The sequence below is a fragment of the Shewanella sp. NFH-SH190041 genome (assembly GCF_024363255.1).
Classification (GTDB): Bacteria; Pseudomonadota; Gammaproteobacteria; order Enterobacterales; family Shewanellaceae; genus Shewanella.
The window spans coordinates 2,479,221-2,492,867 of the sequence record NZ_AP026070.1 but is presented as its reverse complement, the minus strand read 5'-3'; the positions used below and the strand labels follow the sequence as shown (position 1 = coordinate 2,492,867).

Below are 13,647 nucleotides of genomic sequence, written 5' to 3'. Positions count from 1 at the left end.
GGTTTTTTGTCGTTTATGACTGATTTCTTTTAGGAATGATGTCGCATTGATAATGCATTGTTGGAGTGGCTCTTGCTGACTAAATTTTTACTAACCCTATTGGTAATTTGCTTGGCTTGGTGGTTTTTAACTCGAGGCCGCCAACCTATTAATGAGTCACGTAGCGCGCCATTGCTAACGGGGCAGGCTGTGATTCGTCGCTATATTATCCTCGCTGTATTGGGCATTGTGGCTTTAGGGGGGCTAACATTGGGGGCTTGGCATCTATATGACAGCTATCGGGTCATGACAGTTACCATCACCTCACCACTTGATGGTGTCAGTGTACAATATCAGGTACGTAAGAAAGATATTGAAGGAGAACGCTTAACAACCTTGGATGGGTTACAAATTCGGGTATCTTCCCAAGAAAGAATGACAATTTCTGCGCGATAAGGCCCTGAATCGCGGCTAAATTAGCATTTGTTGCTGTCTATTGTCGCCCTATCAGGTAAACTAGCGACACTTTAACCCTGCCCCGGGATTGTCATTTATCGATTCGGGTGTTTTTTCAGGAGGCTACATGATTACTGCTTATGTTTATGAAGACCGCAAATTAGCGGTAAGAGAACTTAATGTAGAGGATAGCCTGCCGGACTCGACGATATGGCTTGATTTGTATAAACCGGAAGATGATGAACGGATTTGGCTGAGTAAATTCTCAGTTGAAGAAGTACCTGACGAAGAAGATATGAATGAAATTGAGGCATCTGCCCGTTTCTACCAGAACAGCGATGGTCTGCATATCAACAGTCTATTTCCTCAACGGGTTGGTCAGGAAGTGCGGGCGGTGAACATCTCCTTTAACCTGCGAGACAATGTGTTAATCACCATGCGTGAGGAAGACGTTGGTCTAGTACGTTTGCTGCGTAACTATTTGCGGCTTGGACGTTTAGAAGTCAATACTCCCCAAGAACTCTTTATTGAACTGTTTACCCTTAAGGTCGACTATCTGTCTGACTTGATTGAAGACGTATATACCGTATTGGATAATGTCGGACACCAAGTGTTTGAGAGTGAAGAGTTAGATGATGTGTTTAAGATGATCACCTTGCAGGAAGACTCTAACGGTAAAATCCGGCTTAGTTTGCTCGATACTCAGCGTTCTTTACGTTATATCCAACGTTATTATCGTCGGAATCTGTCCGATGATGATATGAAAGAGTTGCGTGAGATGTTGGCTGATATTGAATCTTTGATGCCGCATAGTCAATTTATCTTCGATAAATTAAACTTCTTGCTGGATGCTGCAATGGGCTTTAGTGGGTTGCAGCAAAATAAGATTATTAAAATTTTCTCAGTGGCCGCTGTGGTGTTTCTACCACCAACCTTAATCGCCAGTAGTTATGGTATGAACTTTGTGAATATGCCAGAACTTCAGTGGGAATATGGTTATCCGTTGGCTATTTTGATGATGTTAGCCAGCGCCGTGGGAACTTACTTGTTCTTTAAGCGTAAACGCTGGCTCTAATCTCCTTCACCGATTTTCGACCATTAGCCCCTGTGCTTCAGGGGTAAAATATCTGCTTTATGCGCCCTGAATTCATCCGGGTTGTTCATGACATGGGCCATGGTATTGAGCTTGCTATGCATCATCGCCATGGTTGTAATACACCTATGGTAGGGATTGTTGCACCGTGCCACCCGCTGTTTCAAATGATGATGTAACTGTCTAAGCTGCTCTTGATGCTTGGAGTTACTGATAAGCTCTTCCGTGAGGGTTTCCTGTAGATGTGCTAATTGTGCCGGATCATTTTCGGCCAACTGCTTTAGCGTGTCGAAGTCGGGTAATTGCGTCATACCTGCCCCTCGTGTTGATAAAAGATAGCTTGCCTAATTACGCTACCGAAAGGTGGGCGGTACAACAAGATAAGAACGCACTAGATAATGGTATAACTGTTGTTAATAGTTATAAGCCTCCCTTGGTTATTCCCTGTATTTATTATCAAGCCATTTGCGCTGAGGTGACTGTCTCGGTATGGTCATGGCTGGAGCGAATGAGACTAATAGGATATTGGGGTGAGGTATGGATGTTGAAAGGGATTTTATCGAGGTTTATCCGGGATTATTGCCAGCGAGTTTATGTGATCGTCTATTGGACACATTTGCACAGCACCCAGGGGTACAACAAGGCCAAACTGGGCATGGCGTTGATAAGCAAAAAAAACTGAGTCGGGATTTGACGCTTGATGCTTTTCGGGATTTAGATGATCTGAGAGCGACATTTTTGACTGCTGCATTGCCTGGTGTGGTGCAATATCTGGATAAATATGCCATGGCATTAATGGGCAGTGTGGCAGTTCAGGTAAGTGATGTGCAGGGCGTTAATCATACTTTAACCCCGGATAATTATCCGCAGTTGGGGCACCCTAGAGCACAGGCGTTGACTCAATATCTGTACCGAAGCGGTAATGTTAATATCCAGCAATATCAACAAGGTGTTGGTGGTTATCCCCATTGGCATAGTGAGCAGTTTCCTCAGCCAGGGCATAATGAGGCGTTACACCGAATAGCGTTTTATATGTTTTACCTCAATGATGTTGCGCAAGGTGGAGAGACTGAATTTTATTATCAGCGCCGATTGATCAAACCGACCAAGGGGACAATGGTGATTGCCCCGGCTGGGTTTACGCATAGCCATAGAGGTAATATTCCTATCAGTGGTGATAAGTATATTGCGACCTCTTGGATCATGTTTAACCGGGCTGAGCAGCTTTATGGCCCGGTTAAGCGCTAAGGATACTTTTTCCTTGCTGTGTGCTGGACGATTTAACGGGGCAGACAGATAGTAAAGCGGGCTCCTTCTAAAGGCGAAGTTTCTACGCTGAGCGTGCCGTTATAGCTGGCAACGATTTCGCTGCATACGGCTAGACCAATACCTTGACCTGGTGAACGGCTATCGGCACGAACACCCCGTTGGAGAATTTGTTCTCTGAGCGCTGGAGGGACGCCAGGGCCATCATCATCAATGATGAAATAAAATGGCTCATTCTGGTTACTCGTAGCTGAAATACTGATCTGACTGATACATAGGCGAAAAGCATTTTCCAGTAAATTACCGCACAGTTCTAATAGATCGCCTTCGGTGCCGGGAAAGTGCAGTTCATCACTAATATTTATCGTGATCTGAACTTGTTTATCCCGGTAAACTTTATCCATCATTTGCACTATGGCATGAATCACTGGCAGTAAGAGGGTTGTCTCGTGTTTCAGCCCACGTCGTCCTAGCATGGCTCGCTTCAACTGATATTTAACTAGCAGATCCATCTGACCAATTTGTTCCATGATCCGTTCACTCATTTGCTGCTTAGATAGCTGAGTATCATCGGTGATGGCGTGGACGGCAGCTAAACGCGTTTTCAGACTGTGGGCCAGATCATCCATGGCGGTTTGGTAACGCAACTGTTGGTTGGCAGACTGTTGCAATAACTGGTTTAAGGCATGGGTAATACCTTCTAGTTCAACCGGATAATCTTCAGATAAAGCTGAAGCGTTGCCATTATTAATCGCTTGTAATTCACCTCGCATTCTGGCCAGTGGCCGCATTCCCCAATAAGCAGCACTGATTAACAGTACAATAGCCAGCGACATAACCATGGCTAAACGAAGGTATGTTCTATTGCTAAATTCACTGTTTTCTTGTTGGATTCTGGCTGCATTTTTCATCACCAATAGGTTGTAGTGCTTGCCGTCGAGTTCAACGGACAATAGGTAGGCATAATAATCAGTATTATTGGCGAAACTGAGTAGATAGGGGGGAGATGAATGACGTATAGCATTAAATTTTTCGCAGGCTTGAAATAACCCTAACTCACTGGCCCTTGATGAGGTCCAGATTTGCTGAAATTGGCTATTACAACTGGCCATGATATAACGCTGTGGCTGCTGGTTGCTTTCTAGCCATTGGCTATTTTCTGGCAGCATACGACTTTGTTTTAGTTCTGCGGCAACACTGGGAATTTCAGCAATCAGTGCTGCAGTTTCAACATTATAGCCATTTTGTTTATGCAGAACGTTCACCAGTGCGGCCAGCCCAAATCCCACCAGTGCGATAATGGAAAGTGACGTAAAAAAAATCCGGGTCAGCAGCCGGGGTTTCATTTTCAATTGCATGGCAGAGTGTACTTATAACCTTGGCCCCGGATTGTGGTGATGGGATTATCTGTTCCGGAACGCGTTAGTTTTTTACGCAATCGGCTGATCATTACCTCAATGGTATTTGGATCACCTTCTTTATCGCCATATAGGACATCCAGTAAACGCTGTTTGGCGACCACCTCTTTATTATGGCGCATTAAATATTCCAATATTTGATACTCAAAAGCGGTAATATCCACTACCTCATTATCCCAATAGACTTGTTTTCCAGCTAAATCTAACCGAATATGCTGGCTGATTATTTCTGGGCGGACAAAGCCAGCGCTTCGTCGTACTAATGCATCTAATCTGGCAACCAGTTCTTCTTTTTGAAAGGGTTTAACTAAGTAATCATCTGCCCCGGCATTGAGGCCTGCGACTTTATCCTGCCAGTTAACCCGTGCTGTGAGTATTAATATGGGGGCTTTTACGCCACAACTGCGCATCTGCTGAATAAGACTAATACCATCTTGATCTGGTAGTCCTAAATCAACAATAGCGACATCAATAGGGTAGTTTTCTGCTTGGTATAATCCTTCCTTTGCGGTTGAGGAAATCTGAACTTGGTTTCCTAATTCAGTTAATTGAACACTGAGATGATGAGACAGTAGGGGGTCATCCTCCACCACAAGAATACGCATATAAACTCCTTTGTTTAGATAGGCGAGTGTACACTGCTTGAATCTGTCAGTGTGAAAATATCGGCTAAAGATTGGTAAATGGTTAATCAGTTATATTTTCATACAATACGTGAACTAGTGATATCGCATGATTTATTACGGATAATGCTAGCAGCATGTTGCTTAACCCTAGCTGACTGAATGCTTTGCTCACATTTATCTCCTTTACTGTTTCACTTTACTTGCGTTTTTTTATTTGTTTAGTTAACAATGTGTAAAAGTTATCAATAAGATGTCATATGAAAAGGCGCACATTTATCGGTATAGCTGTGTTGTGGCTGAGTTTAACTGTGCATAGTGTTTGGGCGCAGGCGCTGAGCTTTACTGCTATACCGGACGAAGATGCTGAGGTTTTACAACATAGATTTACCCAGATTGCGACTTATTTGCAGCAGCAGTTGGGAATAGATGTTCACTACATACCGGTTAACTCTTATGCTGAAGCGGTGGCTGCATTTGCAGATAATAAGATGCAATTAGCTTGGTTTGGTGGCTTATCTGGCGTGCAAGCGCGGCGTATTGTTCCGGGTTCTGAAGCGATAGCGCAAGGTTATGAAGATCAGTTTTTTAAAAGTTATTTTATTGCACATCATTCGAGTCAGTTGAGCGCAACTGGTAGTTTTCCATCTCTTAATGGTTTGAGTTTTACATTTGGTTCTCGTCATTCTACTTCTGGTCGTTTGATGCCACAATTTTTTATCGAACGTAATTTGGGTAAGCGACCTGAAGATATCTTCAGTCGGATTGGTTTTTCTGGTGATCACAGTCAAACAATTGCCCAGGTGCAATCGGGGCAATATCAGGTGGGAGCAGTTAATTATATGGTCTGGGAATCCGCTCTTGCGGCGGGAAAAGTTGATACCAACAAGGTGAAGGTTATCTGGGAGTCTCCGGCATATCCTGATTGTCAATGGACAGTTCGACAAGGGATAGATCAAGTGTGGGGCAAGGGATTTAAACAGAAGCTAGCTGGCGTCTTAATTAATATGGATGAGCCTGAATTATTACAATCTTTTTCTCGCCAGTCTTTCGTGCCCGCCGTGAATCAGGACTATCAACCTATAGAGGATTTGGCGAGAAGTATAGGTTTATTACCTTGATATATAGGTTTAAAATTTAATTATATAAAAAATAATTATATAAAAGATAGGTCCATATTTATTTTGTATCTATTTGGGAAATAACAGTAATACTGATGGATTTCTCGTTATTTATATTTATGTTATATCAATATATCTTTTTGTTTTCTCTTTCTATTGATTTAGTAGATATAGAACTGATGTTTATCCATTGTATCTGGAGGGCGCAGTGCGAAATTTATCTTATGTTGTTACTTTTATAATTGCGATGTTTTCGAGTGCGGTATTTGCATCTTGGGAAAAACCAAGTAGTTATAATCCAGGGGGACTTAATGGCGCATATCGAATAGAAATTTACGATCCAACTAAAAATAATAAGGTTGTTTATACTTATAGTTTTACCAAAAGTCATCAGGCGGCTAAGCCTTGTAGTAAATTTAACTACACATTAAATCGCACCTATAGGGTTAGGTTGATTGGAAGGCTTCATAAAGGGAAAAACTATTTTGATACTAAGAGAAGCTTTGAGCGTGCATCTTCTACATTAACCCATATTTTTGCCCTTGGCTCTACGAATGAGCCTAATGTTAGACCCGCAGGATATTTTACCCGAGACGTGCAATTTGAGGATAAAAGAGCCGAGCGTTTTTCTATCCATGGTAGTTTAAATGGGCAAGGTTTCCGTTTTACTATTCCACTGAAGTTTAGTTATTAATAGCTACTTAATCTATTGAAACTTAAATTCAATCTTCAGTGTTAGAGGTTAATATGTTGAAATTACATACTGTGCTTTTACTTATGTTTGTATTAATTGCTCCGGTTAAAGCATCTTGGGAAAATCCCGGGAGTTATAATCCCGCGCATTCAAGCCCGGTAATTTGGATGGGGCTTATCGCGTTGAAATATATCACCCAGAATATAATAATCTATTAATGTATGCTTATAGTTTTTCATCAAGTCATCAGCATGTTGATGAGTGTACGACATTTAATTATTATTTAAATGAAACATATCGTATACGAGTTATTGCCAATTTAAAGCAAGGTAAAAATACGTTTGATATGAAGCAGAGTTATAGTACAGCGCATTCAGAAATATTTTATCATTTTGCGTCCGGCTCGATGAATGAGGAACAAGCCAGACCTGCAGGTTATTTCACCAGAGATATGGTGTTTGACAGTAGCCGATATACGCGTTACGCGATTTACGGCCGGATAAATGGCCAGAGTTTCAGGTTTACTATCCCAGTAAAATTCGATAATACTTAGTTTGATCAATTTAAGTAGAAAATTTAAGGCTTAAACATTTAGTCGCGTTAACTTATTGCGCTTGTTTTATCTGTATTGAAAAGACACAAAAGGGGCAAAGCGCCCCTTTTGTGTATGAGAAGTTGAGTGTATCAACAGCCCCGTGGCAGTGTTGCGCCTTTGATTGCCAGTTTTTGGCGCCATAACTCTTTTGGCTTCAATCCTGCTTTTGTATTTACAGTTTTATCTGTTGCTGGAGTGGCTTGAACTGCTGCAGGTTGTTGTGTTGGCTTAACCGCATTGATCGCTTGCAGCATCGTTTCCAGTTCACTGAAACGTATTGATTTACCGCCATCGATTTTGTACCAACCGCCTTTCTGCTCGATAACCACTGGAGATGATTTCTGTTTTTCCAGTGCTGATTGCAGAGTGTTGATTACTTCTTCTCTGGTCAGTTTTGACATAGTTTGGACCTATTATTAATGTTCACTTGGAAGTTTTCACAGATTTTAAAGGTTAATGGCCTAAAAAGTCCAATTTTAGGCATAGATCGCTTATTTTTACCGCATTTCATAGGCTATAAATACGATAGATAGACACTAATCTGCGATACTTTTGTTATGGTTTATTTGTCTAATTGTCTGCTTGTACTGAAAAATATTATCAAAGATAAAAAATGAGGCATTGGTCATAATGCCGTTGGGTAGAGTAGAATGATCAACCTTAGCTCTTAACAAGATATAGAAAATGAAACGCAGTGATTTAGTGAGTTATTTGTCAGAGTTTTTGCTGGCAGATACTTTTAAAGACTATGCGCCCAATGGTCTGCAGATTGAGGGGCGGGAAAATATCGACAAGATTGTTACCGGTGTGTCGGCCTGTCAGCCCTTAATCGATCAGGCGGTTGTTGCTGGTGCTGATGCATTGTTGGTTCACCATGGTTTTTTTTGGAAAAATGAACCTGCGCCATTGGTGGGGATGAAAGGACGTCGGATTAAGGCGTTGTTTCAGCATGATATTAATTTACTGGGGTATCATTTACCGCTGGATGCCCATCCCCTCGTGGGCAATAATGCGATGTTGGCACAAAAGCTTGCTATAAATGATGCTGAGCCAATTACGGGTGTTGCGCAAGGGTTAGTTTGGCGAGGGGAGTTATCCCAATCTATAACGGCGGCAGATTTTGCTACTCGAATTGCCACAGTATTGGGAAGAGCACCATTGCATATTGGCGATAATGCACAGCAGATTAAAACGCTTGCTTGGTGTACAGGCGGGGCGCAAGATTATATCGATATCGCTGTTGCCGCTGGCGTTGATGCGTTTATTACCGGTGAAGTGTCTGAACGAACTTTCCATGCTGCGATGGAGCAAGGTATCAGTTTTTATGCCGCTGGACATCATGCTACCGAAAGTTATGGTATTCAAGCTTTAGGGCAGCATTTAGCTGATAAATTCGGGTTAGAACATCAGTTTATTGATATCCCCAATCCGGTATAACGAAATGATAATGGGGGAGGTTCATTATAGTCACACCTCCCTCTGTAGATATTCTGGCAATTAAAATCTTAATCAGGGCTGTGTATTTGCTCAAGGGAAGGTATTTGGGCGGCTTAGCTTTTAGTTTTTTTGCTAAATATGCAATCTAACTCTGTTTATGCTTGGCCACAACGCCTAACGTCGCTGTGTATATCTGGTTGACTTATTAATTGTTACTGAACGTTATTGACCTCTTAGTGGGACATCAGTGATGTCATTAGCCGTTGTAGGATTTGATAACATCCGAGCCGGGTAAATAATGCTATTTTGCTGATAACATCATATTACGCTTTATTGTGTTGATAGCAGCCTGGCTGTCTAGGACAGGCTGCTCCTCTGGCACAGATCAGTCTGGCCTCATTATCAATTCCCCGCTGGATCCAATTAATGTTTAATAGCTTGGCAAGTGGAAGTAATTTTGCTTTTAATTTGCTGGGTAGCAAGGCGCTACCGCCATGTGCGATACAATGCTGTTTTAATGAATCAAGCAATTCGTCAGCCTGGCCAAATTGAGTCTCAATCGCTGGAGTGAGATCTATTCCTGTGCAGAGAACATGATGATTACCAGCCAGATCTTTGACTGGCAGAGACTCACAGCAATAAAGACGCGGCTGCTGCGCAACGTGCATAATAGAGAGCTGAGCGGTACTAGCCTGCTGAGTTGCTGAGATCAATCTAAATACGGCCCAATGACGGCAGGGGTCATCGACTTGACGCATGTTACCCCAAGGTAGGGGGATGCCATTACCGCGGTAGATGGCTTTAAGTTTTCCCGGTGCATAAGCATCGAAATAGTGCCAATGGGGATAGGGGGAGACAACGGTCATACGCCGCATGACCACCGCGGGGGAGATCCCGAGTTTCTGATGCAGGTTGATTTCGTAGCCTTGTCTATCTAATAACTGACGAAATGGCACCTTGGGACATAAGAGTGCACCGGCAAAAAAGCGGGCCTCAAAGTCACGCCAGGCCTGAAGAATATCTGTTGCATCTGGTGCTTTGTCTGCGCTGATAGCGGTATTGCTCCGCAGAAGGCCCTCTCCGGCATATAAAGCACTTCGCTCTATTGTATTACCGTGAAGTACTGAATGACCGATATGTACCGCCAGATCATACTTAAGCCTGGCCTGATGTTGTTGCAGTAATGGATTAAGCCAAAGTGTTGCCGGGCATTCAAAGTGTGAGGTGATGATTTGTCCATGCTGGGGGGAATGTAGCGCTTGAACTGATAGTGCGGATGATGAGAGCCAACGGATTTTGATCCCTTGCCGCTGCAGCAGCGCCATTAATTGCTTGACTGTTAATCCCAGTTGTTTTTGTCCAATCTCTTCTGCGGCCTTTTCCAGATCAGGAAAGTGATTCTGATGATGTTCCTGATAAGCCCTAATCAGTAAATGGGCAAATTCTCGCCCGCTAATTCCCGCTTGAGATAATAACTCTGGAATGGCAATTTGCAGTATGTCATTTGAAAATAAAAAACTTGGCTCTAATGGCATGCCATTAATGCCCCCACGGTTACCTTTCACCGGGATGATGGCTTCACCAGCGGGCTCATCATCTAGAAACCAGCCTATCTCTTTTTGAAAAACCGTGGCAATTACCGCGAGCATGGCGTTGCTGGGGATCCTTTTTCCCCGTTCAATCATGGAAAGATATGATACCGATGGCGCAGCATCTGGATTAACCCCAATACACCGAGCGGATAAATCTTCCATCGTCAGGCCATGCCGTTTACGTAAATGACGGATTTTAGTGCCAAGAAAATGGCTGCGGCGATTGATACGTTGATGTCGGGGCATTTTGTAAAATTCACACTGTAAAATTTTTATTGTCAAATTGTATAAAAAATAACATTAGGCTGGCAATGTCAGTCAAGGTTATTGCCATTACATCTTTGTGTGCCGCATGTCATTCAGTGTCTATCGCTGGAAAAAGGGACAGAGTGGTTTTGGATTGGCTCTACGGCAATTAAGCGCAGTTAAACGATGAGTTAGCAGATTAAACGGGAGCATAGGATGGTAATCGCAGCCACAGCAGGTCAAATACAGGGGCATGATTCGCGGGATAGCCAAGCGTCTTTATCGCAGCATGGTCGCGGTCATGTAAGCGTTTCGGCAGGTGAGCATAGGGCGATGATGTCTTTACATCATCAAGGGGCTAAATTTTTAGATCAATATTGCCCTTTACAGCAGGGCTCACATCAAGATGTCAGCAGCTATTTGGTCTATTACCAACATCTGCTCGTGTTCTTTGCCGATGGCAGTCATACCGGTTTACAGCAACCGGCGCAGTTAGCGGCGCTGTGCGGTAGCAAAACTGCGCCTGAAGCCTTGTTATTTAAAATGCCTAACGGTGGCCATATCGAGTTGTTATTGGCCACTTGTCAGACGGATACCATGCAGGATATGGATGCTTCCCATACGGCTGGGGCAATGTCTCAGATTGCAGATATTATGATTGAAACGGCATTACAACCTCGTAGCGGCAGCAATATGTGGATAAGTTTACTGTTTGGGTCTCAAGGGCGATCAGATAGCCATCCTCGCCGCTATACCACTACGGATGGGGATAACTACCGACTTGGCTAATTGGGGCTGTATGACGTTAATTCGATTGTGCATTGATGACTGTGTTGAGTCAGCGAAACTGCATCAAGATGATTTGGTCGGCAGGTTATGTGTTTAACATGTTGTTTTCAGAGGTTTGTGCCCCTACTGAATGAGCACAATAAATAAGTCAAATTGTATGATGTCACCGAGTATTGACTCAATTGGCTTTGCTGACCAAAACCGTTTTAGCTTGTAAAAAAGGAGCTGATGTCAGCTCCTTTTTTGTTGTTCAATGATCTCAGAGAAACCTTAGCTTCGTGACATCATTATTATGGCATTACCACATATTACTTGATACGCATGCCAGGTTGTGCGCCATCATGTGGCTCTAGGATCCACAGCTCCTTGCCGCCAGGACCGGCTGCGAGTACCATACCTTCAGACATACCAAAGCGCATTTTGCGTGGTGCCAGGTTGGCTACCATGACAGTCAGCTTGCCTTCTAAGTCTTCCGGAGCGTAAGCAGATTTGATACCAGCGAATACCTGACGCATTTCACCGCCTAAATCCAGCTGCAACTTCAGCAGTTTATTGGCTTCAGGAACATGTTCTGCTTTAGCAATGCGGGCAACACGCAGATCCACTTTAGCAAAATCATCAAAGCTGATGGTGTCACTGATCGGGTCATCAACCAGTGGGCCGGTGGCAGTGACTTGGGGCTGCAGGTTTTCTTTGGAAGCTTCCACCATGGCGGCGACTTTATCCATATCAACCCGTTGCATCATTGCTTTGAAGGTTGCGATTTCATGACCGGTCAGATCCATATTCAGGTTATCCCAGGTCAGTTCCAGCTGCATAAAGGCTTCAACATCAGCAGCAAGACGTGGCAGTACAGGTTTAAGATAAGTCACCAAAATACGGAACAGGTTCAGGGCAACACTGCACACCTGATGGGCCTGTTCTTGCTGATCTTCTTGTTTAACCAACTGCCAAGGGGCTGCATCGGCAACATAGGCATTGGCTATATCGGCCAGTGCCATAATTTCCCGCATGGCTTTACCGTATTCACGGGTTTCGTAGAATTCAGCAATTTGCTCTTGCTTGGCGAGGAAACTGTCTACCAACGTAGTGTCTTCTAGCTTGGCCAGTTTGGCATCGAAACGCTTGGTCACAAAACCTGCTGTACGGGATGCCAAGTTCACTAGTTTACCGACGAGATCAGAGTTAACCCGCTGAGTAAAGTCTTCTAGGTTTAAGTCCAGATCATCAATCCGGCTAGACAGTTTGGCTGCATAGTAATAACGCAGGTACTCAGGATTCAGATGGTCTAGATAAGTACGGGCCTTAATAAAGGTGCCTTTGGACTTGGACATCTTGGCGCCATTTACGGTGACATAGCCATGGGCATAGACGCTGGTAGGTTGACGGAAGTTGGCACCGTGCAGCATGGCTGGCCAGAACAGGCTGTGGAAATAAACAATGTCTTTACCGATGAAGTGGTATACCTCAGCGGTGGAGTCTTTGCCCCAGAACTCGTCAAAGTTGAGATCGCCGCGTTTGTCACACAGGTTTTTGAATGACCCCATGTAACCCACAGGCGCGTCCAGCCATACATAGAAGAACTTACCTGGTGCATCTGGGATTTCAAAGCCGAAATAAGGGGCATCACGGGTGATATCCCACTGTTGCAGGCCTTGCTCAAACCATTCGTTCAGCTTGTTAGCCATTTCAGATTGCAGGGCGCCTGAATGTGTCCACTCTTTGAGCATGCTTTCAAATGCCGGCAGATCAAAGAAGAAGTGTTCAGTGTCTTTCATGACAGGTGTCGCACCAGATACGGCAGACTTAGGGTTGATCATCTCGGTTGGGCTGTAAGTTGCACCGCACACTTCGCAGTTATCACCGTATTGATCTTCAGACTTACATTTTGGGCAAGTGCCCTTAACGAAACGGTCTGGCAGGAACATGGCCTTTTCTGGATCGAACAGCTGAGAGATAGTGCGGCTCTTGATATGGCCTTTATCCCGCAGCGTCAGGTAAATTTGGCTTGCCAGTTCGCGGTTTTCTGGGCTGTGGGTGCTGTGATAGTTATCAAAGGCGATATTGAAATCGGCAAAATCCTGCTGATGCTCTACCGCGACCTGGGCGATCATCTCTTCAGGAGCCATACCCAGTTGTTGCGCTTTAAGCATGATTGGCGTGCCGTGGGCATCATCGGCACAGATGTAGTGACACTCATGACCGCGCATTTTTTGGAAACGTGACCAGATATCAGTTTGGATGTACTCCAGCATATGACCCAGATGGATAGGTCCATTGGCATAAGGGAGTGCACTGGTCACCAGAATTTTACGTTGTGAATTTGCCATCTTTTCTC

Annotated in this window: 13 protein-coding genes; 7 read left to right on the top strand and 6 right to left on the bottom strand. The window is 43.9% G+C overall.

Annotated features, from left to right (window positions below; all coding sequences use genetic code 11):
• Nucleotides 1-72 precede the first annotated feature (72 nt).
• Complete coding sequence (locus NFHSH190041_RS11105) at nt 73-435, top strand: hypothetical protein (protein ID WP_261921916.1); 363 nt, start codon at nt 73-75, stop codon at nt 433-435.
• A 127-nt stretch (nt 436-562) separates the two neighbouring features.
• Entirely contained in the window at nt 563-1,510 is a 948-nt protein-coding gene (gene corA, locus NFHSH190041_RS11100) for a magnesium/cobalt transporter CorA (RefSeq protein ID WP_261921915.1), read from the top strand.
• Between the two features lie 23 nt (nt 1,511-1,533).
• On the opposite strand, the gene NFHSH190041_RS11095 is transcribed toward corA, so the two are convergent.
• Nucleotides 1,534-1,839, bottom strand: coding sequence for a DUF3135 domain-containing protein (locus NFHSH190041_RS11095; protein ID WP_261921914.1), 306 nt, complete (start codon nt 1,837-1,839; stop codon nt 1,534-1,536).
• Between the two features lie 226 nt (nt 1,840-2,065).
• Here NFHSH190041_RS11095 and NFHSH190041_RS11090 point away from each other — a divergent pair, with 226 nt between their 5' ends.
• Nucleotides 2,066-2,776, top strand: coding sequence for a 2OG-Fe(II) oxygenase (locus tag NFHSH190041_RS11090; RefSeq protein WP_261921913.1), 711 nt, complete (start codon nt 2,066-2,068; stop codon nt 2,774-2,776).
• Between the two features lie 32 nt (nt 2,777-2,808).
• Here the strand turns inward: NFHSH190041_RS11090 and NFHSH190041_RS11085 are convergent, their stop codons facing one another.
• Together NFHSH190041_RS11085 and NFHSH190041_RS11080 are read right to left on the bottom strand one after the other, a co-directional pair.
• Nucleotides 2,809-4,152, bottom strand: a complete 1,344-nt coding sequence (locus NFHSH190041_RS11085; RefSeq protein ID WP_261921912.1) for an ATP-binding protein — start codon at nt 4,150-4,152, stop codon at nt 2,809-2,811.
• Nucleotides 4,143-4,817 (bottom strand): response regulator, encoded by a 675-nt coding sequence (locus tag NFHSH190041_RS11080; protein WP_261921911.1) that lies wholly within the window; start codon nt 4,815-4,817, stop codon nt 4,143-4,145. Before NFHSH190041_RS11080 ends, NFHSH190041_RS11085 begins: the two co-directional genes overlap by 10 nt.
• Nucleotides 4,818-5,095: 278 nt before the next feature.
• Here NFHSH190041_RS11080 and NFHSH190041_RS11075 point away from each other — a divergent pair, with 278 nt between their 5' ends.
• Together NFHSH190041_RS11075 and NFHSH190041_RS11070 are read left to right on the top strand one after the other, a co-directional pair.
• On the top strand, nt 5,096-5,956 hold the full coding sequence (locus tag NFHSH190041_RS11075) for a putative selenate ABC transporter substrate-binding protein (protein ID WP_261921910.1): 861 nt from the start codon (nt 5,096-5,098) through the stop codon (nt 5,954-5,956).
• A 208-nt stretch (nt 5,957-6,164) separates the two neighbouring features.
• On the top strand, nt 6,165-6,650 hold the full coding sequence (locus NFHSH190041_RS11070) for a hypothetical protein (protein ID WP_261921909.1): 486 nt from the start codon (nt 6,165-6,167) through the stop codon (nt 6,648-6,650).
• Nucleotides 6,651-7,334: 684 nt separating this feature from the next.
• Here the strand turns inward: NFHSH190041_RS11070 and NFHSH190041_RS11065 are convergent.
• Nucleotides 7,335-7,646: a hypothetical protein gene (locus NFHSH190041_RS11065; protein ID WP_261921908.1), complete on the bottom strand. Its 312-nt coding sequence runs from the start codon at nt 7,644-7,646 to the stop codon at nt 7,335-7,337.
• A gap of 283 nt (nt 7,647-7,929) precedes the next feature.
• On the opposite strand from NFHSH190041_RS11065, the gene NFHSH190041_RS11060 reads away from it, so the two are divergent.
• Nucleotides 7,930-8,682, top strand: a complete 753-nt coding sequence (locus NFHSH190041_RS11060) for a Nif3-like dinuclear metal center hexameric protein (RefSeq protein ID WP_261921907.1) — start codon at nt 7,930-7,932, stop codon at nt 8,680-8,682.
• A 323-nt stretch (nt 8,683-9,005) separates the two neighbouring features.
• Here NFHSH190041_RS11060 and NFHSH190041_RS11055 read toward each other — a convergent pair whose 3' ends face one another.
• Nucleotides 9,006-10,520 (bottom strand): DUF3612 domain-containing protein, encoded by a 1,515-nt coding sequence (locus NFHSH190041_RS11055; RefSeq protein WP_261921906.1) that lies wholly within the window; start codon nt 10,518-10,520, stop codon nt 9,006-9,008.
• 216 nt (nt 10,521-10,736) lie between these two features.
• Here NFHSH190041_RS11055 and NFHSH190041_RS11050 point away from each other — a divergent pair, with 216 nt between their 5' ends.
• A complete protein-coding gene (locus NFHSH190041_RS11050) occupies nt 10,737-11,309 on the top strand; it encodes a malate synthase (protein WP_261921905.1) in 573 nt (190 codons plus the stop codon).
• 308 nt (nt 11,310-11,617) lie between these two features.
• Here the strand turns inward: NFHSH190041_RS11050 and metG are convergent, their stop codons facing one another.
• A complete protein-coding gene (metG, locus tag NFHSH190041_RS11045; protein WP_261921904.1) occupies nt 11,618-13,639 on the bottom strand; it encodes a methionine--tRNA ligase in 2,022 nt (673 codons plus the stop codon).
• Between the last annotated feature and the right edge of the window lie 8 nt (nt 13,640-13,647).

Bases quoted from the DNA above. Each gene is read 5' to 3' on its own strand.
- NFHSH190041_RS11090 (WP_261921913.1), top strand. From the start codon at position 2,066: ATGGATGTTGAAAGGGATTTTATCGAGGTTTATCCGGGATTATTGCCA.
- NFHSH190041_RS11095 (WP_261921914.1), bottom strand. From the start codon at position 1,839: ATGACGCAATTACCCGACTTCGACACGCTAAAGCAGTTGGCCGAAAAT.
- NFHSH190041_RS11055 (WP_261921906.1), bottom strand. From the start codon at position 10,520: ATGCCCCGACATCAACGTATCAATCGCCGCAGCCATTTTCTTGGCACT.
- NFHSH190041_RS11080 (WP_261921911.1), bottom strand. From the start codon at position 4,817: ATGCGTATTCTTGTGGTGGAGGATGACCCCCTACTGTCTCATCATCTC.
- metG (WP_261921904.1), bottom strand. From the start codon at position 13,639: ATGGCAAATTCACAACGTAAAATTCTGGTGACCAGTGCACTCCCTTAT.
- corA (WP_261921915.1), top strand. From the start codon at position 563: ATGATTACTGCTTATGTTTATGAAGACCGCAAATTAGCGGTAAGAGAA.
- NFHSH190041_RS11085 (WP_261921912.1), bottom strand. From the start codon at position 4,152: ATGCAATTGAAAATGAAACCCCGGCTGCTGACCCGGATTTTTTTTACG.
- NFHSH190041_RS11065 (WP_261921908.1), bottom strand. From the start codon at position 7,646: ATGTCAAAACTGACCAGAGAAGAAGTAATCAACACTCTGCAATCAGCA.
- NFHSH190041_RS11050 (WP_261921905.1), top strand. From the start codon at position 10,737: ATGGTAATCGCAGCCACAGCAGGTCAAATACAGGGGCATGATTCGCGG.
- NFHSH190041_RS11060 (WP_261921907.1), top strand. From the start codon at position 7,930: ATGAAACGCAGTGATTTAGTGAGTTATTTGTCAGAGTTTTTGCTGGCA.
- NFHSH190041_RS11075 (WP_261921910.1), top strand. From the start codon at position 5,096: ATGAAAAGGCGCACATTTATCGGTATAGCTGTGTTGTGGCTGAGTTTA.